Genomic DNA, 20,246 nt, shown 5'->3' with positions numbered 1-20,246 from the left:
GCTATGCCGACCCCGGCACGGACCACTTCACCCGGCTGGACCCGATCAAAGCCAAAAACAACGCCATCAAAAAACTCAACAGCCTCGGCTTCGACGTCACCATCACACCAGCCACCGCAGCCTAACCCACCCTACTTTCGTATTAGGCAGCAGCACGCGAGGGCCCCGGCAGGTGGCAGCCAGTCAGCCCAGTTGCACCAACCGGGCAGGGTCCTCCACGGGCAGGTCGCCGTTCACCACGGCGGTGACCCCCAGCTGGTTCAGGACCAGGCTGCCGCCCACGGTGGACAGGAAGGCTGTGTCGGACGAGTCCCGGCCGGCCGTGATGCGCAGCATCGACTCCCGCGGGGCCAGCCCCGTGGGGTCGATGACGTGCCAGGCACCGTCCACGTAGGCCTCGGTTACCGCGTGGAAGTCCATGGGGCTGAGGCCGGGCGCGTAGACAGCCGCCAGCCGCGCCGGGATGTCCTTTGAGCGAAGCAGGGCGATGGCCAGGTGTGCAAAGTCCCGGCACACGCCGCGCCGGCTGAGGAGCGTTTCCACCGCGCCGTCCGTGCCCCGGGATGAGCCGCTGAGGTAGCGCAGCTCGCCGTGGACCCAGTTGCGTACCGCATGCAGCAGGTCGCTGCCCTGGACAGAGTCGAATTCCGCATAGGCGGTGGGCAGCAACCGGTCTGATTCCGCGTACCTGCTGGGGCGGACGTACCGGATGCGGTCCGCCAGGTCTGCGTCTTCCGGCTCCGCCCTGCCGGCCACGGTGGCGGAGTACTCCACAACCACGTCCGCGGGCTCCGCGAACTCCATGTAGTGGAGCCGGCCGCCGTGGTGGTCGGAGACCTCGGTGAGCGGGACCTGTTCGCCGCCGGCCATCACGGACAGGGATTCCTCAAACGAGGAGTAGCCGCTGTTCCTCGCTACGGCGATGGCCATGGCCACCTTGGTGTTGGCTACGGTTCGAAAGGCCAGGCGTGCGGAAACAGAGCGTTCCATGAATCTCCGGGGGTATCGGCGTCGGAAGGAAAGCCGCCGTTTGCCCCGGCACCTGTGGGAGCCGGAAACGGGGACTAGTTTTTGATCTCCAGAGACATTAGCATCCGCTGGACGTTCGCGAATTCCGAACTTTCGCCGGTGTAGTCACCGGCCTGGCCCAGGGTGTCGAACGCCTTTGCCGGAGCCACCTTTTCATCCGGCGCGAAAGCCTTCAGGGACACCACGTCGCCGAAGGACCAGTCGCCCTTGCCGGCCGGTCCGCGCACCACATTCCGAAGCTCGCAGGCCTGGTTGTCCGCACCGCCCACAACGTTGGTGATGCCGTAGGAACCGAAATACCGGTAGCCCTGGATGACGCGGAAGACCATACGCGGCGGGATGGTCCCTTCACCGCCCTCGGCGGATACGTCCACGGGAACGCTGCTGATCACCGTATATGCCTTCCGGGAGCCTTCCGGGCATTCAGCCGACGACGGCGGCAAACCCGTCCGGAGGGCAGCGATGTACGTGCCGTCGGGCTTCTTCACCTCGATCTTGAGCGCTCCGGGCAGGGTGCCTTCCTCCGGGGCCACCGATTGGGCGATCCACTCCTGCGGCAGTTCGAAACTCACCGTCTTTGCGGGATCGGAGAACGTCTTCCAGGCAGAGGCGGTGGCAGCACCCTGCGGCGTTGCGGAAGCGGAAACATCGCCGGTGGCTGACGGCGTTGCCCCGGCAGACGGGCTCGAGGTTCCGGAGGGCCCCGGCTGTTCCGAGGTGTCCGGCTGCACTGTCGGACCAGGCTGCGCCGTCCAGCCCGGACCGCTGCCCTGCGGACTTGAGCAGGCCGCCAGGACAAGCGCGACCGCCAGCAGTGGTGCCCCGGACAGGACTGTCTTTGATGCCTTGCCTCTCATGAAGCCAGCCTAGCCGCGGAGCCTGTGCCGGCCGTCCACCCGGCGGGCGTTTCCTGCCAGGTCCCGCGGGCCGGAACCGGCGCACCCGCGGGGCGTGTCGCCGTCGGACGGGTGTGCCTGCCCCGGGGGCTAGGCTGGGGCTATGGCGGAACAGCACGGCATAGCCGAAGAAACCCCGGCGGACATCTCCGCCGTCGACATTGCAGACTGGCGGCTGCGGACATTTGCGCTGTATGACAATGTCCGGAAGCTTTCCGCGGAGAATCCGGCGGAGGCGCATTCCTACTGGCGGCACCAGCGCGACCTAATGTTTGCCACACACCCGGCGTCCGCGCTGACCGCGGCAGACAAAGCACGGTTTTCGGGGCTGAAGACGGCGGACTACGATCCCATTTACCGCTTCCATGTGCCGCTGACCAAGGAAGGTGCCGGCCGCGAACTGACCGTGGATACGGGCACCGACGGCGTAGTCCGCTTCATCCGGCTGGGCACGTTCGACCTGCCGGAGATGGGGCAGCTCGCGGTCTGGAAGCTCCACGGTTACGGCGGCGGCATCTTCGTGCCCTTCCGCGACGCCACAGCAGGGCAGCCGGGTGGAACCTACGGGGCAGGCCGGTATCTGCTGGACACCATCAAGGGCGCTTTCCACGGCGTCCAGGGCACCGGCCCCGGTGCCACGTTCGTCCTGGACTTCAACTTTGCCTACAACCCCTCGTGTGCGTACAACGAGGCCTGGGCATGCCCTTTGCCCGGCCCGTCCAACAGGCTGGCCGTGGAGATCCCGGTAGGCGAGCTTTACTGACGAGTGACGGATCCATTTTCCTCCCCCGCCCTCGTGGAGGAACAACAGCCCGTCCACCGCCTGCTAGGACCAGGCACCGCTAGCCCGCGCCGAGGGTCCTGACACTCGCGACCGCCGTGCTGACTGCCCGGGCAGCGGCGTCCAGGTCTTCCGTCGTCACCGACGCGTCAAAACTGAACCGTACCGCCGTCTGCGCAACCTCGGCGGAAATCCCGAGGGCGGTCAGCACGGGTGAGGGCGCATCGGAGCCGGCGGCGCATGCTGATCCGCTTGAGCACACTACACCCTGGCGTTCCAGTTCCAGGAGCACGGATTCGCCGCTCGTCCCGGGAAAGCAGAACGACGCCACGGATGGAAGCCGCTCTGTGGGATGGCCGGTGAGGACCGCCCCGGGTACAGCGGACAGCACGGCACTGATGAACGTGTCCCTGAGCACCGTTACCCGCACTTCCTGGTCCCGCTGCCGGGACTGGGCAAGCGTCAGGGCGGTGGCCAGGCCAACGGCTCCCGCCACATTTTCCGTCCCGGAGCGCCGGCCGCGTTCCTGGCCGCCGCCGTGGATGACCGGCTCCAGCCTGGTCCGGCCGCGCACGAACAGCAGGCCGCAGCCTTTGGGCGCACCGAGCTTGTGGCCGGAGATGCTCATGGCATCAACGCCCAGCGCCTTGGTGTCCAGCGGCAGCCAGCCCCCCGCCTGGACGGCATCGGTGTGGAAGGGCACACCGTACTCCCGGGCCAGGGCGGCCAGCCGGGCGACGGGCTGGACGGTGCCCACCTCGTTGTTGGCATACATGACGCTGACAAGAGCGGTTTCCGGCCGGAGAAGGCCGGCCAGTGCTTCCGGCGTAACCTGGCCGGTGCTGTCCACGGGAAGCACATCGACGGTGAATCCGTGGAAGCGCTCCAGGTACCGGGCTGATTCCTCCACCGCGGGATGTTCGACGGCGCTGATCACCACCCTGGTCAGCGCCGGGTCGGCAGCCTGCCGTGCCAGGGCAATACCTTTGACGGCCAGGTTGTCCGCCTCCGTGCCCCCGGAGGTGAACGTCACCTCGCCGGCCCGGCAGCCGAGGACGGCAGCAACCGAGGCCCGCGCATCTGCGAGCGCCCGGGCCGCTGCCTCACCGAGGCTGTGATGGCTCGAGGGGTTTCCGAATTCGCCGGTCAGGTAGGGCCACATGGCGTCCAGCACTTCCCGGCGGACCGGGGTGGTGGCGGCGGCGTCGAGGAAGATCACGGCGTGTTCACGGCACGGTCAGTTCGACGTCCAGGCCGAGGTCCAGGGCCGCCACCGTGTGGGTGAGGGCACCGACGGAGATGACGTCCACACCCGTCGCGGCGATGGCTGCAACGGTCTCCAGGTTGACGTTTCCGCTCGCTTCCACCCGTGCCCGTCCTGCCACCAGCGCCACGCCCGCCTTCAGCTCGTCCACGGTGAAGTTGTCCAGCATGATGGTGTCCACGCCTGCGGCCAGGACGGGTTCGATCTGGTCCATGCGGTCCACTTCCACTTCGAAGTGCGTGGTGTGGCCCAGCTGGGCCTTGGCGGCCAGCAGGAGTCCGGTGAGCTTGGCCGGGTCCCCGCCGGTCATGACGGCCAGGTGGTTGTCCTTGGCCAAAACGGCGTCGGAGAGGCTGTAGCGGTGGTTGGCTCCCCCGCCGCAGCGCACGGCGAACCGTTCCAGGACGCGCAGCCCGGGGGTTGTCTTGCGGGTGTCCGTGATCCGGGCGGACGTGCCCTGCGTGAGTTGCACGAACTCGGCGGTCCTGGTGGCGATGGCGGACATCCGCTGGACCAGGTTGAGCGCTACCCTTTCGGCAAGGAGCACCGAGCGCGCCGGTCCGTTGACCCGGGCGAGGTGGGTTCCGGCGTCGAACGTTTCCCCATCGCCCACCAGCAGCTCAACGGAGGTGCCGGGGTCCACGAGCTGCATGGCCTCCCGGAAGACTGTTGCCCCGCTCAGGACGCCGGGGACGCGGGCGTTCAGTACGGCCGTGGCGCGTGCGTCCGCGGGAATGAGGAGCTGGGACGTGATGTCACCGGCAGGAGCGTCCTCGGCGAAGGCGCGTTCGAGGATCTCCCGGACGGGGGCCGCGGGCAGGGTCAGCGCGGGGGCCGCGTGCCTGCGGGTGGCCTGGTCCAGCACGGAGTGTTCAGTCATTGAGGAGGCTCGCTTTCGGGCGAAGGGAATACGTTTCGGGTTCGTCGGGCTCGTCGCTGCGGTAATGCGCCCCAAGGGAATCGCGGCGGGCAAGCGCGGCAGCGACCAGCAGCCGGGCTGCCAGCAACAAATTCCGGTCTTCAAGTTCCACAGGATCGCCATCCCCGCCGGCAGCAACAGCATCGGGAAGAACGACGGCGGCCCACCGGTCGAGGATTCCGGCCGCCTCTACCAACAGTTCCTTGGAGCGCAGCACCCCGGCATGCGAAGTCATCAACCGCCGAAGACCATCCCGCGAGAACGGCTCACTCCCCCCACCGAAGTTGGCCGGCAGGCTCACAGCCGAGGCAACCGATTCGGCCGCCGCGTTGATCGGAAGCCCTTCTGAAGGTGACCCGCCCTCGTCGATTGCCGGGGCTCCGGAAGCGTACGTCAAAGGGAGGCCGCCCGCGGCCGAGCTAGTACGCGGAGGAGCGCCGTCAGGCGACACCCAAGCAGAACCGGAAAGAAAGGATTGAACAGCGCGGCGCCCGAAGACAAGTCCCTCCAGGAGGGAGTTGCTGGCCAGCCGGTTTGCCCCTTGGACGCCGGTGCAGGCAGCTTCGCCGGCTGCGTACAGGCCGGGGATGCTGGTGCGGGCGTGGAGGTCGGTGGTGATGCCGCCCATCCAGTAGTGGGCAGCGGGCGCGACGGGGACCAGTTCGCGGGTCCAGTCGATGCCGGCCTCGCGGGTTTTCCGGGTGAGGGTGGGAAACCGCCGCTCGAGGAAGCCGGTGCCGCGGGTTCCTTCGATGACCCGGGCGTCCAGGTAGACGTGGCCGTTGGGGTCGCCGAGCTTGGCCAGGTGCAGGGCGATGCTGCGGGACACCACATCGCGCGGGGCAAGTTCGGCGTCGGGGTGGTAGGCCCGCATGAAGCGGCGGCCACCGGCATCCAGCAGGATTGCCCCTTCACCGCGGACGGCTTCGGAAATCAGCAGGGGCCCGTCCAGGCGGGCGGGGTGGGCCGTGGCCGCGTTCACCAGGCAGGTGGGGTGGAACTGGAAGAACTCCAGGTCTGACACGGCGGCGCCGGCGCGGACGGCGAGCGCGAGGCCGTCGGCTGTGGCCACGGCGGGGTTGGTGGTCTGGGCGAACAGCTGTCCTGCTCCCCCGGTGGCCAGGAGGACAGCGTCCCCCTGGAGGCTGCAGCGGCGGCCGTCCCGCAGGTACTCCAGGCCGGTAACCTTGCGGTCCCGCTGCACGAGTGCGGTGGCATAGGCCTCGGCCAGGACGGTGAGCTTTCCCTCCGCCTCCCTTGCCAGTACCGAGCGGATGAGGCCTTCAGCCACCTTGGCGCCGGTGGCATCGCCGCCTGCATGCAGGATGCGGGGGGCACTGTGTGCCGCTTCCAGGCCCAGGGCCGGGCCGCCGTCGTGCGCCAGGTCGAAACGCACGCCGAAGCGCTGCAGCCCTGCGATGTCCTGGCGTGCTTCGGTGCACAGCAGGCGGACGGCGTCCTCGTCGCAGTGCCCGGCCCCGGCCTGGAGCGTGTCGGCAATGTGCGCGGCCACGGAGTCTCCGGGGGCGGGGTCGGCGAGCACGGCCGAGATGCCGCCCTGGGCGTACCAGGTGTTGCTTTCATCCAGCTGGCCCTTGGTAAGCAGGACAACGTCGGCGCCGGCGTCCGCTGCCAGCAGCGCGGCATACAGGCCGGCGATGCCGGTGCCGACGACGATCAGCCGCCGCCGCGGGACGCTGCCAGCGTTGCCCCGCGGCTGGGTTGCCGCCCTGTGGGCGGGCATGTTCGGCTGCCCTTTCATTACGGCCTGGCGGCGAGCATGCGCTCGAGCGCGGTCCGGGCGTTGGCCTGCACGGCGTCGTCAACGGTGATCCGGTTGACAACCCTGCCGGCAACGAGTTCCTCGAGCACCCAGGCGAGGTAGCCCGGGTGGATCCGGTACATGGTGGAGCAGGGGCAGATCACGGGGTCCAGGCAGAAGATGGTGTGCTGCGGGTATTCGGCCGCCAGCCGGTTCACCATGTTGATCTCGGTGCCGATGGCAAACGTGGTGGGCTCTGTGGCGGCGGCGATGGCCTTTTTGATGAAGTCCGTGGAGCCCGCCGAATCCGCAGCGTCCACTACCTCCATGGGGCACTCGGGGTGGACGATCACCTGGACGCCCGGGAAATCGGCCCGGGCTTTCTCGATCTGCGCCACGCTGAAGCGCTTGTGGACGGAGCAGAACCCGTGCCACAGGATGACCTGGGAATCCAGGAGGGCCTGCTCGTCATTCCCGCCGAGGTCCTTGCGGGGGTTCCACATGGGCATCTGCTCCAGCGGCACGCCCAGGGCCTTGGCGGTATTGCGGCCCAGGTGCTGGTCCGGGAAGAACAGCACGCGGCGGGCCCGCTGGAAGGCCCATTCCAAGACGGTTTTGGCGTTGGACGAGGTGCAGACAATGCCGCCGTGCTCGCCGCAGAAGGCCTTGAGGGCTGCGGAAGAATTCATGTAGGTGACGGGGATGACCGGAACCCGGCCGTCGGCGTCGGGCTCGGTGCCGAAGATTTCCTCCAGCTGTTCCCAGCACTCAGCCACGGAGTCGGCGTCCGCCATGTCGGCCATGGAGCATCCGGCGGCAAGGTTGGGCAGGATGACGGCCTGTTCGGGGGTGGAGAGGATGTCTGCGGTTTCGGCCATGAAGTGCACGCCGCAAAAGATGATCGCTTCCGCGTCGGGCCTGGTGAGTGCGGCGTTGGCCAGCTGGAAGGAGTCACCCACGAAGTCCGCGTACTGGATCACTTCGTCCCGTTGGTAGAAGTGGCCCAGGATCACGGCGCGGTCCCCCAGTTCAGCCTTTGCCGCGAGGATACGTCCTGCCAGCTCGGCGTCGCTGGCCTGCTTGTACTCCTCGGGAAGTTGGCCCTGGCGGGGCGTGGCGGCCGGGGCAACGTCGGCACTGGACGCTCCGGGACCGTAAGCGGGCACGCCGGCGAGGGCCTCGGCCAGGTCGTAGTCCCACGGGCCCTTGGCGAGGGCGGGGCTGCAGGTGCTGCCCTTCGCCGCCGCGCCTTTTTCGGCCTGTTCGCGCGTGATCAGCTGGATTGCTGTGTTGACGCTGCTCATAGTGTGCTCCTGTTGTCTGGGTCAAGGCCGGGCCGGCCGGTAAAGCGGTAAAGGCGTGGCGGACGGTGCTTGCCGCCCTGGAGGAATTGGTCTGTTTCTTCGATTTCGGGGGTGGACCTGAGTTGCCGGCGGAAGTTTGCGGGATCCAGTTCGCGGTCCAGCACGGCCTCGTAGACTTCCCGGACCTGCGCCAGGGTGAAGTACTCGCCCAGCAGGTGGTAGGCCACGGAGCCGTAGGCAAGTTTGTTGCGCAGCCGCCACAGCGCGTAGTCCACGATGGCGTTGTGGTCGAACGCCAGGTCCCCAAGGCGGTCCGCGCGGAACCACCTGACGTTCTCCGAGACGTCCGCCAGGGCAGCCTCCGTCGGCTGGACCAGCGCCCAGTAGACGATCGAGACCACGCGCTGGGTGGGTGAGCGGTGCAGGCCGCCGAAGGCGTACAGCTGTTCCAGGTAGCTGGGGGCCAGCCCGGTTGTCTCCCGAAGGTTCCGCGACGCGGCGTCCTGCAGCGATTCGCTGTGCGTGAGCGGCCCGCCCGGCAAAGCCCAGAGTCCCTTGAAGGGCTCCCGGATGCGGCGGACCAGCGGCAGCCAGAGCGTGGGCCGGCCGGACGTCTCGCTGGGCCGGAGCGCGAAAATGACGGTGGAGATGGCCAGTGACGGCGGCGCAGCCTGGCGCTCCGAGACATTCGCTGAGCTGCTGTACATGCTTCCACCGCCTTCGGCCGAGTCGGGCGCTGGGCGCCCGCTTTAGTTATGGTCATCGTGACCAAAACTAATTCTACGGGCATTCCGGCCGGAATGGGAAATGTTTCCGGCCGCACGTAGTCCGGCGCCGGCTCTGCTGGGTACGGCCGGCGCCCCCAACACGGTAAATTCAAGTGGTCCCACGAGGAGCCCTTTCCCTAGACCCCAAGAAGGTTCAGCCCGCATGACAACGAAGTCCGCCACCGCGCGTCCGCACAGCCACCTCGGCCACAGCATGAAACCCCGCCAACTCACCATGATGGGACTGGGCAGCGCCATCGGCGCAGGACTGTTCCTCGGGTCGGGGGCCGGCGTCCAGGCGGCAGGCCCCGCCGTGCTCATCTCCTACCTGGTGGCGGGAACCCTCATCATCCTGGTGATGTGGGCGCTGGGTGAGATGGCTGCCGCGAACCCGAACAGCGGCGCCTTCTCCGTCTACGCCGAACGGGCCATGGGCAAGACCGCGGGCGCCACCATCGGCTGGCTGTGGTGGCTGCAGCTGGTGGTGGTGATCGCTGCGGAAGCACTTGGCGCAGCGGGCCTGCTGTTCTCCGTCTGGCCCGTGGTTCCCGTCTGGGCGCTGGCACTGGTGTTCATGGTGGTGTTCACCGGCATCAACCTTGCCGGCGTCCGGAACTTCGGTGAGTTTGAGTTCTGGTTCGCCATCCTCAAGGTGGCGGCAATCGTGCTGTTCCTGGCCGTGGGCGCCGCCCTGCTCCTGGGCATCCTTCCGGACGTCGCGTCCCCCGGCCTGGCCAACCTCACCGCAGATTTTGCCCCGCAGGGCCTGGGCGGCGTCGCGTCGGCGCTTTTTGTGGTGATCTTCGCGTTCGGCGGCACGGAGATCGTTTCGGTGGCGGCCGCGGAGACCGAAGACCCTGAACACAGCGTGGGCAAGGCCATCCGCACCGTGGTGTGGCGGATCCTGGTGTTCTACATCGGTTCGGTCTTTGTGATTGCCGCCGTGCTGCCGGCCACCTCCGAAGGCCTGGCCTCACCCTTTGCCGGAGTCCTGGACGCGGCCAGGATCCCCGGCGCCGCAACCGCCATCACCCTGGTGGCCGTCGTCGCCCTCCTGTCGGCGCTGAACGCCAACCTGTACGGGGCGTCGCGGATGGTCTACTCCCTGGCCGAGCGGGCGGAGGCGCCGCGCTTCCTGTCCCGGCTGAGCGGTGCGAGCGTCCCGATGCTCGCGGTGGGCGTGTCCGTGGCCTTCGGCTTCATCGCCACGGTCCTGGAACTGCTGTTCCCGGAGCGGATCCTGCCTGCCCTGTTCCAGCTGGTCGGGTCCACCTGCCTGGTGGTGTGGGGCAGCGCGCTGGTGTCCCAACTGGTCCTGCGGCGCCGCGCCGACCGTGACGGCACTCCCCTGCCCCTGCGGATGAAGGGATTTCCGGGGCTTACCATCCTGGGACTGGTCCTGCTGGGCCTTATTTTCGCGGTGGGCTTCAGCGCCGACAGCAGCCGGGTGCAGCTCTTCAGCACCTTCGCACTGATCGCGGGCATTGCGGCGGCCTGCGCAGTCGGTGCCCGGCTCACCGGCCGCACACGGCAGGACCGGTAGGCCGCGCCCCGCCCGGGGTGGAAGGGGGCAGCGGGCCTTGGTTTTTCCGGTCCGCCCGGCAGGTAGAGTGGTGCCTACCTTCGCGGGCACGGCTCCGAAGGATGAGGAACCGTAGCGCCGGGTCCCCGGGCGCCGTAGTTGATGAGGACTGACACCATGAGCGGCAGGCACACAGGGCAGCAGCAGACGCACACCGTGGAGGGCACCGACCCCCAGCTGTATGTGGCGCTGCATGATCCCGCCGTTGACGCCGGGCTCCGGCCGGTCCTGCTGCTCCACGGCTTCTCTTCCTCCTCCAAGCTGAACTGGGAGGACACCGGCTGGGTGGCCGCCCTCCTCGAGGCCGGACGCCGGGTCATCACCGTAGACCTGCCGGGCCACGGCCGCAGCGGCGCCCCCGAGGACCGCGACTCCTACTCCCCGAGCAGGATCCGCGCGGACCTGCTGCAGACAGCGTTCGACGCCGGCGTGCGGCCCCTGCAGGACGGTGACCCTTCCAGCGGCCTGGACGTGGTTGGTTACTCACTGGGTTCCCGGCTCGCCTGGGAGTTTGGGGCCACCCAGCCTGAGCTCGTCCACCGCCTGGTCCTGGGCGGGCCGAACATTGCCGATCCCCTGGCCGAGTTCGATCTTGTGGCCGCCCAGGACTACCTGGCCGACGGCACGCCGATCGCCGACGAATCCACGGCCAGGCTCCTGAAGATGGCCCTGCTGCTGCCCAGTAACAACATCTTCGCGCTGCTCTCCCTGGTGGAGGCGATCAAGGCGGAACCCTACGACCCGTCCGAAGCCGTCCCGCATGTGCCGATGCTCCTGGTGGCCGGTGACCAGGATGAACGGATTGGGAGCCTGCCGAAGCTTGCGGAGCTGGCACAGAACGCCGGCTCCATGGCCGAGCAGCTGGTCCTGCCGGGGCGGAACCACACCAACGCTGTCACCAGCAGGGCCTTCAAGCAGGCCGCCATCACGTTCCTGTCGGTCTGACGTCCGGTTTCCCCAGCGGAACGTCCGCCGAACGCACCGTGCCGGGTTCCTGGCGGTAGGCTGAAACCGGGGGCCTGGAAAGCCTGGAGGAGCAGATGGCTACGCTTTTTGAAGACCGCACGGAGGCGGGTGAGCGCCTGGCCGCGGTGCTTCCGCAGTTCCGCGAGCGGCCGGACACCCTGGTCCTGGGCCTCGCCCGCGGCGGGATCCCGGTGGCCGCTGCTGCAGCAAAGGCCCTCTACCTTCCCCTGGGAACCGTGCTGGTCCGCAAGCTGGGGATTCCGGGCCATGAGGAAACGGCCTACGGTGCGCTGGCGTGGGCACGCGGCCGAACCGTCCGGCTGATCAACAAGCCCTTGCTGGACCGCGTGATGGAGCACGGTGTCCGCCCCGAGTGGCTGGACGAGGTGGAGAAACGCGAGCGCGCCGAACTGCTCCGGCGGGTGGACGTCTACCCCGGAACCGGCCATGACGTGGCCGGCAAGACCGTCCTGCTGATCGACGACGGCCTGGCCACCGGCGCCACCATGCGGGCCGCCGTCGAGGCCGTTCGCGAGGGCGGGGCGGCCGCGGTGGTTGCCGCCGCCCCGGTGGGGTCCATCGACGCCGAGGCCTCGGTGGAGCGGGTCTGTGACGCCGTGTTGTGCCTGCACGTACCGGGCAAGTTCCGCGCGGTGGGCAGCTTTTACCGGCATTTCGAACAGCTGACCGACGACGACGCCATCAGCTTCCTGAAGCAGTAACAGCGCCTGGAATTGGCAGGCAACGACGGCGGGCCCGGACTGGAGAAGTCCGGGCCCGCCGTCGTCATGGGACGGTGGGGACTAGTGGTGGCTGACGCCCAGCGGCCGCCCCTTCGTTTCCTTTGCCAGCAGCACGCCGATGGCGGAAATGACGCACAGCACCATGATGTAGATGCCAATGGACCCCGTCCATCTGGTCGTCTGCAGCAGGAATTCGGCGATGGTCGCGGCGAAGGCGCCGCCCAGGATGGCGCCAAAGGCGTATCCGATGGAGATGCCCGAGTACCGGACATTCGCGGGGAACATCTCGGCGTACATCGCGGACATGGGACCGTAGGACAGGCCCAGGCCGACCGTGAGGACAAAGAGCGCCAGGCCGTAGAGCCAGATGTTTTTGGTGTCGATCAGGGCGAACATCGGGATCATCCAGGCAAAGATGATGGCGTAGCCGGTCAGGAAGGTCTTGACCCGCCCGATGCGGTCCGAGAGCCAGCCGCCGGCCAGGGTGAAGATCAGCCAGCCGAAGGAGGCCAGGGTGGTGGCCAGGAGGATCTGCGGGGTGGGCATCTGCAGTGTGCGGGTGGCGTAGGCGATGAAGAAGGCGATCAGCAGGTATCCGGCCGCGTTGTTGGCGATGAAGATCATGGTGGAGTAAAGGACCGGCTTCTTATGGCTGCGGACCAGCTCGCCCAGAGGCGCCTTGCTTTCCGCTTTCCGGGCCGCCATTTCCTGGAAGACCGGGCTTTCGGCCACGGCCCGGCGGATGAGGTACCCCACCACGATCAGGACGATGGACAGCAGGAACGGCACGCGCCAGCCCCAGGCAGCGAAGTCCTCACGGGACATGCTGCTGTTGAGGAAGAACAGCAGGCCGGTGGCCAGGATCATGCCGATCGGCACGCCGATCTGCGGGTAGGCGCCGAACAGGCCGCGCTTGTTCAGGGGCGCGTGTTCCACGGCCATGAGCGCCGCGCCGCCCCATTCACCGCCCGCCGAGAAGCCCTGGATGATCCGCAGGAGGATCAGGAGGATGGGAGCCCAGGCGCCGATCTGCGCGTAGGTGGGCAGCATGCCGATCAGTGCGGTGGCGGCACCCATCATCACCAGGGTAAAGACGAGCATGGCCTTGCGTCCCAGTCGGTCGCCGAGGTGGCCGGCGACGACGGCGCCCAGGGGCCGGAACAGGAAGCTGATGCCGATCAGGGCAAAGGAGAGGATCTGCGCCAGCCCCGGGTTGGACTGGTTCAGCGGCGCCAGGAACAGCGGTGACAGCAGCGTTGCGGTCAGCTGGGCGAAGATGAAGAAGTCGTACCACTCGATGGTGGTGCCGACGAGGGTGCCGGCGAGGACTTTGCGTTCCTCCTGCCGGGTACTGGGACCGGCAAGAGTGTCCACCTTGGAAGGTGTGGTCATTGAAACTCCATTGTTTATCGGCAGCAGTGCCGCCGGGACGCCTTCATGATTACCGACAGAACGGTCAGTTAGTTAGTAGGGTACTACGAAAATGTGAGGCGGGACACGCCTGGCGCAAACTTTGCCATGATGGACTCCGCAAGCAGTGAGTTCTATATTGGAACCGCCTGTTCTTATTCAGGAACGCTAGCCTTGTAAGGGCTGCTCAACAAGAGCCGCAGTACCGCGGCGGACGGCCACCTAGGATGGACACCATGACTCCCACCGCCGCAGCCCCGGCCGGAGCAGCGCCGGCACAGGCTTCTCCGTCCCAGACTCTCTCCCGCGGGATCCGCGCCCTGGAAATCCTCGCAGCGGCGCCCGGCCCGCTGACCATCGCAGAACTGGCCGATGCCATGGGTGTGCACCGCTCGGTGGCCTATCGGATCCTGCGCACCCTTGAGGACCACTCGCTCCTGGTCCGGGATGACGTCGGCCGGGTGCAGCCGGGACCCGGGCTTGCGGTGCTGGCGCGGGGAGTTTCGCGCAACCTCCAGACGGCCGCCCTCCCCGAGCTCACGCACCTGGCCAACACCCTGGACATGACAGCGTTTGTGGCGGTGTGGGACCACCACGACTGCATCACCCTTGTCACGGTGGAGCCCCGGCATTCAGGGGCAACGGTTGCCCAGCATCCCGGTACCCGGCATCCCATCAACGCCGGCGCTCCGGGTATCGCCATCCAGTCGGCAATGACCGAGGCCGAATGGGACCGGCTGAACACGGGCGTCCCCTACCGGGCGGAGGCCGGCGAGGCCCGCCGGAACGGATACTCGGCCAGCCACGACGAAGTGATCGCCGGCGTATCGTCCCTGGCAGCCCCGGTTCGGGTTCCGGGTGGACGGCCGGCAGCACTCGCCGTCGTCTACATCCGCTCCTCACACGAGCCGGAAAGGGTCGGCGCGGCACTGGCCGAAAGCGCGGCCCGGATCGAGCGCCAGCTGGCCTGACGGCAAGGGCGCCATCGCCTTAAGGAGCAGCCCTGCGGGATTGTTTCCGTCGGTCAGGGCACCTGTGTCCGGTTGCGTTTGCGGCGGAGGACGACGGCGGCAGCAGCTCCCAGGAAGGCCAGCGACACCGCGGCGCAGACGGGCACCAGGAAAGCCGCGTGATGGCCGCCCGCCTCGGCGAGGTGGCCGCCGATGGACGAGCCAAGGGCCGTACCCGCCACAATGCCGCTGGCCAGCGCCGTCATGACCGTGCCAAGGCGTCGTGCCGGCGCCACCACACCGCCGACGGCGAAGACAGTCACCATGACCGGCCCAACCGGGAGCCCCAGGATCAGCAGCACCGCCACCATCGCGGCCAGCGACGACGGCACCAGCAGGAGCAGTGCCAGCGCCGCCATCAGGCCGGCGCACAGGACCCAGCGCCAGGACAGGCTGAACCGCCGGGGCCAGTAGGCGACCGACAGTGCGGTGGCCGCTGAACTCAGGCCCATCACGGCGTACAGCAGGCCGGCGATTTCCGAGCCGGCGAAACCTGCCGAGAAGGAGCTGAGGGCAGCCTGCGTTGAGCCAAAGAACGTTCCCATGCAGACCATGGCGAACACGGGCAGCGCGACCGCCGGCGGGATTCTGCCGGGAACCGGGACGGTGCCCGTCGCCTTGCCCGCCGCCCGGCGGTGTGGCCGCACCGCACGGTGTGTGGGGTGGGCGGCGAAGGCCGGCACCAGCGTGATGGTCATGGCCGCTGCCAGCGCCAGCGGAAGCCAGGGTGCCAGGAGGCTTGCCAGGATCCCCACCAGCGCCGGTCCGAGGACAAAGGTCACCTCGTCGGCGGTGCTTTCATAGGAAAGCGCGGTGTCCAGGTCGCGCGCGTTGTCCTGCAGGCGGCCGCGTGACGTCAGGGCCATCCACCTGACCCGGGCCAGCGGGCCCACCTGTGGGCAACTGGCACCGGCCGCGAAGGCTGCGGCAAGGACGGCAGCCTGGAAGCCGGACGTTCCCATGCCGGCGGCGGCGAGGATCAAAGCCAGCACGGCTGCGGTGTTGATGACGGCGGCGGCGACCAGCACCGGCCGCTGTCCCTGCCGGTCGGCCAGGGCTCCCAGCAGCGGGGCGCCCAGTGCGGAGCCGATCCCGACCGCTCCTGCTGCAACACCGCCCACAGCGTAGGAACCGCTAACGGAGGTGACCATGGTGAGGGTTCCCACCGTCAGCATGGCAAGGGGCAACCGGGCAAAGAGGCCAAGTGGGATGAAGCTGCGGCCGGCCAGGAGGGGAAGGCGGGCGAAACGGCCGCGTCCGGCAGCCCCCGCTGAGGCGGAACGACCCGGGCCTGTGCCGGCGGCGTGGTCAGGGGAAGCGGCGTCCGGGGTGGCGTGTGGACTGGTGGCCTGTGGCGCCCCGGGGGTTTCTGTGGCGCTGGTGGTTGAAGGGGAGGCTGATGATGTCAATTCCGGGCTCGTTCAGTCATGCGCATCGTCCCTCCTCCCGATGCGCGCAACCCGGTAACTGACCCAGTATACCGCCGTAGCAGGGCAGCCTTATGCTCCCACCAGCACGTCCAGCGCCTCGGAAATCCGGAGGGTGGATCCGTTGCGGCCTTTCAGCACCTGGAGCTGAGTGCCGATGCGCTGCTTCATCTCCGCGACGTGGCTGACAAGCCCTACCACGCGGCCGCCGTCGCGCAGGCCCTCGAGGGCGTCCATGACCTGTTCCAGGGACTGCTCGTCGAGGCTTCCGAACCCTTCGTCCACAAAGAGCGTCTCGATTTCCACTCCGCCCGACTCCTGCTGAACGACGTCCGCCAGCCCCAGTGCCAGTGACAGCGACGCCATGAAAGACTCACCGCCGGACAGGGTCGACGTGTCACGCCGGTATCCCGTCCACTGGTCCACCACTTCCAGGCCGAGCCCCGATTTTGCACCGCGGGCGGCCTTCGCGTCCGTGTGCTGCAGCAGGTAGCGGCCGTCACTCATGGCCACCAGGCGTTCGGACGCTGCGAGGGCCACCTGCTCCAGGCGCGCGGCCAGGACGTAACTGTTCAGGCTCATCCGGTAGCTGTTTTCACCCCGGCCGGCCGCCGCGTCCGCCAGCCCTGCCAGCATCTGTGCCCGTTCGGCCGGTTCCCGCGCAGACCCGGCGAGAGCCTCATACTCGGCTCTGATGGCGGTAAGCGAAGACAAGCACCGTTCGGCCAGGCCGGCTGCGAGGTCCGCTGTGCGGGCCTCCTCCCGGGCGGCAGCAGCCTCGTTGCGCATGAGTGCGAGCCTCTGCACGTCCACCTCGAACCCGGCCGACTTTTCCTGAAGGGCCAGCACGATGTCATCTGAAGCAAACAGTTCGCTGACACGGGCAGCCTCGTCCTGGGCGTCACGGACCTCAGCGTGCAGCGCGGTTGCCTCCGCCGCAGCAAGCAGCTGGCTGCGCGCTTCATCAGCCGATTCGAAGCCCGCCTTGGGCAACGCGAGTGCCAGCTGTTCATGGGCCTCGGCCGCCTGGGCATGTGCAGCCGCAAGGGACGCCTGCGCTTCCACTGCCTTGTCCAGCACAGCGACGGCGTTTTCCAGCGACCGCAACCGCTGGGCCAGGCTGCGGTGGCTTCCCCTGAGTCCGGACAGTGCCTTGTCCAGCGCGGCCGACTGTTCGGCCGCGTCCCCAAGCGAAGCCACAGCGTGGGCAAGGTCGGCTTCGGTCGCGGCCTTCGCCGTCCGCGCGGCTTCAATGCCGGCGTCGAACGTCTCAAGCCGCCGCCTGACCGCTGCCAGCTCCTTGACCGCCTGCTGGGCGTCCGCCGCCGCAGCCCGCGCCTGCTCAGCAGCAGCAACAGCCTCCGCTTCTGGAGTGTCTCCACCCTGGCCGGCGAGGACCGCCACCAGCTGGTCGGCGTTGGCCAGTTCGGCGCTGACCCGGGTGAAGGCGGCCTCGGCCGCCTCGAAAGCTGCGTGTGCAGCCTCCTCTTCCTGCGCAAGCCCTGGCCCGCCGCTGCCCGCGGCAGCAGGGGCAGGATGCTCTCCGCTTCCGCAGACAGGGCACGGCTCCCCCTGCTCCAGCTGGCCGGCAAGTTCGGCGGCGGCATTGGCCAGCCGTTCCTCCCGGATATCCAGCCAGCGGCGCTTCACCTCCAAATGGTCATCGCGGGATTCGTCATACCGCAGCTTTACGGCATGGCGCGCCGCAACGGCGGCACCATAACGCCGGACAACATCCAGCAGTTCCCCGGCCGATGCAGCTTCCTTGCTCCGCAGGGCGGCGGTACCCGCACGCTGTTCCAGGTGCTCCAGCCCCGCCTCGATGCCTGCCTTCTCCTCGCGGAGCAAACCCGCGCGATTGTCCAGCTCGGCGGCAGCCGCGGCAAGGTCCTCCCGCTTTTTCACGAGCACCCCGTGCCGTTTTCGGAGGGCCTGGAGCCTGTCCTCGTCCGGCAACCTGGCCTCGACGACGGCAAGGAGCGACCGCAGGCGCCCCAGTTCTTCCGCGGCAGCACCGGCCGTCGCGGCGTAATCCTGTCCGCGGTCTTCGGCCACATCCAGGTCCAGATGCGCCAGGTCCAGGTTGGCCAGCTCATCGTCCTCGGCGACGGCCATGCGGAGCAGGGTGAAGGCTGCTTCGGCAGCCCTGGCGGCGCTGCTGACCTTGGCTGCGGCGGCGTCGACGCTGCGGAGCTGCCCGTCCAGGACCTCCGCCTGACGGTGGCGGGCAAGCCGCATGGACAGGTCTTGAAGCCGGGGCGCTGCTTCCTCCACAGCGCCCTGCCGTGCTGTTGCTTCCTCCAGTTTGCGGCGCCTGTCCTGGCGGGCGGCTTCCTCCTCAACGGCGTCAGCCCGCCGCATACTTGCCGCGTGTGCAGCCTTTGCCTGCCCGGTCAGTTCACCCAGGCGTTCCTCAACGGCGGTCCGCAGCCACGAAAGCCGGGCTTCGGTGTTTTCCACGGAAGGGGAACCTGCCTCATCAAGCCCGAGTGCGGCCGCTTCGGACTCTGCCCTTGCCGCCAGGAGCCCAAGCTGCCCGGCCAGGACGGATACGTTCTCCCGGGCATCCTGTGCCTGGCGCGAAAGTTCCTGCTCCAGGGCTTCAAAGCGCTGGGTGCCGAAAAGCTTCTGCAGCAGTTCCAGCCGGTCCGCGGCTTTCGACCGCAGGAAGGCGGCGAAGTCACCCTGCGGCAACATGACGACGCGGGTGAACTGTTCGCGGTCCATCCCCAGCAAAGCCATAATCTCGGCTCCGGCTTCATCGTTCCGGGCGGACTTTTCCACCCACGCGCCATCCACGCGCTCACGCAGCAGCGTCTTGGCCTGCTGGGTGGTGAAGCCGTTCCTGCCGCGGGCGCTTGGCTTGTCCCAGGCGGGCGACCTCGTCACTTCGAAGCGCCGCCCCTGCGCGGAGAATTCACAGGTCACGGCCGGTTCCTGCGCCGGCTCCGCATGGTCGCTGCGGAGGCGTTTGCCGTCCTGGCGGGCACCGGGAACAGAACCGTACAAGGCAAAGCAGATGGCGTCCAGGACGCTGGTCTTGCCCGCGCCGGTGGGCCCGTTGAGGAGGAAGAGGCCGTGTGCGCTCAGCCGGTCAAAGTCGATGTCCTCGGTACCGGCAAAGGGGCCAAAGCCGGAAATCCGCAGGTGGTGGATCCTCATCGTGAGCCCTCCAGGAGGCGGACGTTCTCCAGGGCTGCGGCGAGCGCTGCCTTCTCTGCGTCGTCAGGGACGCGGCCGCGGACGTGCTCCAGGAACCCGCAGCATACCGAGAGGTCATCCGGCGCCTCGGCCAGCCTGCTGCTGTAGGTGGCAGCCGGGGCAGCGGTGCCTCCCTCCGGATCGAATCCCAGCACAAGCGTGTGGGGGAACCGCGCGCGGAGCCGGTCCATGGCCCGGGCGGGGCGTTGCGCATCCGTCAAGGTGATCTGGCAATACGCGGCCTCAGCCCATTCGTGCTGCGGTGACTCCACGAGGTCGGACAGGGAACCCCTGAGCACAGCCAGGGCACGCGGGGCTTCCCACAGAACTTCCTCTATGGCGCCGACCCCGTCGGGACCGATGTCCACCAGCCATGCCCCTTTTTGGTGCCTGGCTTCGGAGAAGGAGTACGCCAGCGGAGATCCCGAGTACCTGACCTGCGGCGACAGGGACTGCCGGCCGTGCAGATGGCCCAGGGCTGTGTAGCTGAAGCCGTCAAACAGGTCCAGGGGGACCGCCCCCACACCGCCGATGCTGAGGTCGCGCTCGCTGTCCGAGCTGATGCCCCCACTGGCGAAGGTGTGGGCCAGGACCACCGAATGGACCACGGAGGACGCTTCACGGCGTTCGATGTCCTGCCGGATCAGGGCTGTGGCCGCCCGGGTCACCTCGAAGTGGCTGGCGGTATCCACCCCGAGCTGCTCGGCAACGAGCCGGGGTTCGAGCCACGGGATGCCATAGATGGCTGCCACGCTTTCTTTTCCTGCCGCATCCTGGCCCAGCGGCAGCAGCAGCGGCTGGTCCAGGCTCTCCAGCCTGGTCCGGAGGTGTACTCCCCCGCGCTCCAGCAACCGGGCAGCGAAGCCCAGGCGGATGGCCGAGTCATGGTTGCCGCTGGTCAGCACCACTTTGGCCCCGGCGGAGGTCAGCCGGACCAGGGCGTCGTCCAGCAGGTGGACGACGTCCACTCCAGGCAAGGCGCGGTCATACACATCGCCGGCAATCAGGACGACATCAACGTGGTGCCGGGACACAGCAGCCACGAGCTGGTCGATGAAGGCGCGCTGGGCGTCCAGCATGCCCACGCCGTGGAAGGAACGGCCCAGGTGCCAGTCCGATGTATGAAGTAACCGCATATTCCTAAGCTATCGGCTGCCACTGACAGTGTGCGTAACCGGCGCAGTT

17 protein-coding genes are annotated in these 20,246 nt (G+C 68.1%); 5 read left to right on the top strand and 12 right to left on the bottom strand.

Annotated features, from left to right (window positions below):
* Position 1: 1 nt before the first annotated feature.
* The 3 genes from DXK94_RS21960 to DXK94_RS14420 all read right to left on the bottom strand — a co-directional run bounded on the left by DXK94_RS21960 (position 2) and on the right by DXK94_RS14420 (position 1,886).
* The gene (locus tag DXK94_RS21960) at positions 2 to 115 is read right to left on the bottom strand and encodes a hypothetical protein (protein ID WP_395929410.1); all 114 of its coding nucleotides are present in this window, start codon (positions 113 to 115) and stop codon (positions 2 to 4) included.
* Between the two features lie 68 nt (positions 116 to 183).
* Positions 184 to 990: a transglutaminase family protein gene (locus DXK94_RS14425; RefSeq protein ID WP_079597718.1), complete on the bottom strand. Its 807-nt coding sequence runs from the start codon at positions 988 to 990 to the stop codon at positions 184 to 186.
* Between the two features lie 74 nt (positions 991 to 1,064).
* Positions 1,065 to 1,886 (bottom strand): hypothetical protein, encoded by an 822-nt coding sequence (locus DXK94_RS14420; RefSeq protein WP_115525497.1) that lies wholly within the window; start codon positions 1,884 to 1,886, stop codon positions 1,065 to 1,067.
* Positions 1,887 to 2,028: 142 nt separating this feature from the next.
* Here DXK94_RS14420 and DXK94_RS14415 point away from each other — a divergent pair, with 142 nt between their 5' ends.
* Positions 2,029 to 2,688 carry a DUF1684 domain-containing protein gene (locus tag DXK94_RS14415; RefSeq protein ID WP_079597716.1) on the top strand — a complete coding sequence of 220 codons (660 nt, stop codon included), beginning with the start codon at positions 2,029 to 2,031 and terminating at the stop codon, positions 2,686 to 2,688.
* A 79-nt stretch (positions 2,689 to 2,767) separates the two neighbouring features.
* Here the strand turns inward: DXK94_RS14415 and DXK94_RS14410 are convergent, their stop codons facing one another.
* The 5 genes from DXK94_RS14410 to DXK94_RS14390 are packed head-to-tail and all read right to left on the bottom strand — an operon-like array spanning position 2,768 to position 8,662.
* The gene (locus tag DXK94_RS14410) at positions 2,768 to 3,925 is read right to left on the bottom strand and encodes a cysteine desulfurase family protein (protein WP_115525496.1); all 1,158 of its coding nucleotides are present in this window, start codon (positions 3,923 to 3,925) and stop codon (positions 2,768 to 2,770) included.
* A gap of 7 nt (positions 3,926 to 3,932) precedes the next feature.
* Positions 3,933 to 4,850 carry a carboxylating nicotinate-nucleotide diphosphorylase gene (gene nadC, locus DXK94_RS14405; RefSeq protein WP_115525495.1) on the bottom strand — a complete coding sequence of 306 codons (918 nt, stop codon included), beginning with the start codon at positions 4,848 to 4,850 and terminating at the stop codon, positions 3,933 to 3,935.
* Positions 4,843 to 6,633, bottom strand: a complete 1,791-nt coding sequence (nadB, locus tag DXK94_RS14400) for an L-aspartate oxidase (RefSeq protein ID WP_115525494.1) — start codon at positions 6,631 to 6,633, stop codon at positions 4,843 to 4,845. Before nadB ends, nadC begins: the two co-directional genes overlap by 8 nt.
* A 17-nt stretch (positions 6,634 to 6,650) precedes the next feature.
* Complete coding sequence (nadA, locus tag DXK94_RS14395) at positions 6,651 to 7,955, bottom strand: quinolinate synthase NadA (protein ID WP_115525493.1); 1,305 nt, start codon at positions 7,953 to 7,955, stop codon at positions 6,651 to 6,653.
* Complete coding sequence (locus tag DXK94_RS14390; protein WP_115525492.1) at positions 7,952 to 8,662, bottom strand: NrtR DNA-binding winged helix domain-containing protein; 711 nt, start codon at positions 8,660 to 8,662, stop codon at positions 7,952 to 7,954. Before DXK94_RS14390 ends, nadA begins: the two co-directional genes overlap by 4 nt.
* Positions 8,663 to 8,885: 223 nt before the next feature.
* On the opposite strand from DXK94_RS14390, the gene DXK94_RS14385 reads away from it, so the two are divergent.
* The 3 genes from DXK94_RS14385 to DXK94_RS14375 all read left to right on the top strand — a co-directional run bounded on the left by DXK94_RS14385 (position 8,886) and on the right by DXK94_RS14375 (position 11,992).
* Entirely contained in the window at positions 8,886 to 10,265 is a 1,380-nt protein-coding gene (locus tag DXK94_RS14385) for an amino acid permease (protein ID WP_115525491.1), read from the top strand.
* A gap of 156 nt (positions 10,266 to 10,421) precedes the next feature.
* Positions 10,422 to 11,249 (top strand): alpha/beta fold hydrolase, encoded by an 828-nt coding sequence (locus DXK94_RS14380; protein ID WP_079597760.1) that lies wholly within the window; start codon positions 10,422 to 10,424, stop codon positions 11,247 to 11,249.
* 95 nt (positions 11,250 to 11,344) lie between these two features.
* Complete coding sequence (locus DXK94_RS14375; RefSeq protein ID WP_115525490.1) at positions 11,345 to 11,992, top strand: phosphoribosyltransferase; 648 nt, start codon at positions 11,345 to 11,347, stop codon at positions 11,990 to 11,992.
* 81 nt (positions 11,993 to 12,073) lie between these two features.
* Here DXK94_RS14375 and DXK94_RS14370 read toward each other — a convergent pair whose 3' ends face one another.
* Positions 12,074 to 13,405 carry an MFS transporter gene (locus tag DXK94_RS14370; protein ID WP_115525489.1) on the bottom strand — a complete coding sequence of 444 codons (1,332 nt, stop codon included), beginning with the start codon at positions 13,403 to 13,405 and terminating at the stop codon, positions 12,074 to 12,076.
* Positions 13,406 to 13,659: 254 nt separating this feature from the next.
* Here DXK94_RS14370 and DXK94_RS14365 point away from each other — a divergent pair, with 254 nt between their 5' ends.
* Entirely contained in the window at positions 13,660 to 14,394 is a 735-nt protein-coding gene (locus DXK94_RS14365; RefSeq protein ID WP_115525488.1) for an IclR family transcriptional regulator, read from the top strand.
* A 53-nt stretch (positions 14,395 to 14,447) separates the two neighbouring features.
* Here the strand turns inward: DXK94_RS14365 and DXK94_RS14360 are convergent, their stop codons facing one another.
* From DXK94_RS14360 to DXK94_RS14350, 3 genes are all read right to left on the bottom strand, one after another.
* Positions 14,448 to 15,842, bottom strand: coding sequence for an MFS transporter (locus DXK94_RS14360; protein ID WP_115525487.1), 1,395 nt, complete (start codon positions 15,840 to 15,842; stop codon positions 14,448 to 14,450).
* Between the two features lie 90 nt (positions 15,843 to 15,932).
* On the bottom strand, positions 15,933 to 19,022 hold the full coding sequence (locus tag DXK94_RS14355) for an AAA family ATPase (protein WP_115525486.1): 3,090 nt from the start codon (positions 19,020 to 19,022) through the stop codon (positions 15,933 to 15,935).
* Positions 19,019 to 20,197: an exonuclease SbcCD subunit D gene (locus DXK94_RS14350; RefSeq protein ID WP_115525485.1), complete on the bottom strand. Its 1,179-nt coding sequence runs from the start codon at positions 20,195 to 20,197 to the stop codon at positions 19,019 to 19,021. The genes DXK94_RS14355 and DXK94_RS14350 overlap by 4 nt, the downstream gene beginning before the upstream one ends.
* Positions 20,198 to 20,246: the final 49 nt, after the last annotated feature.

The sequence above is a fragment of the Arthrobacter sp. RT-1 genome, from assembly GCF_003367205.1.
In the GTDB taxonomy this organism is placed as follows: domain Bacteria; phylum Actinomycetota; class Actinomycetes; order Actinomycetales; family Micrococcaceae; genus Arthrobacter.
Note: the sequence above shows the minus strand (reverse complement) of the source record. Positions and strands in the feature narration are given on the sequence as shown.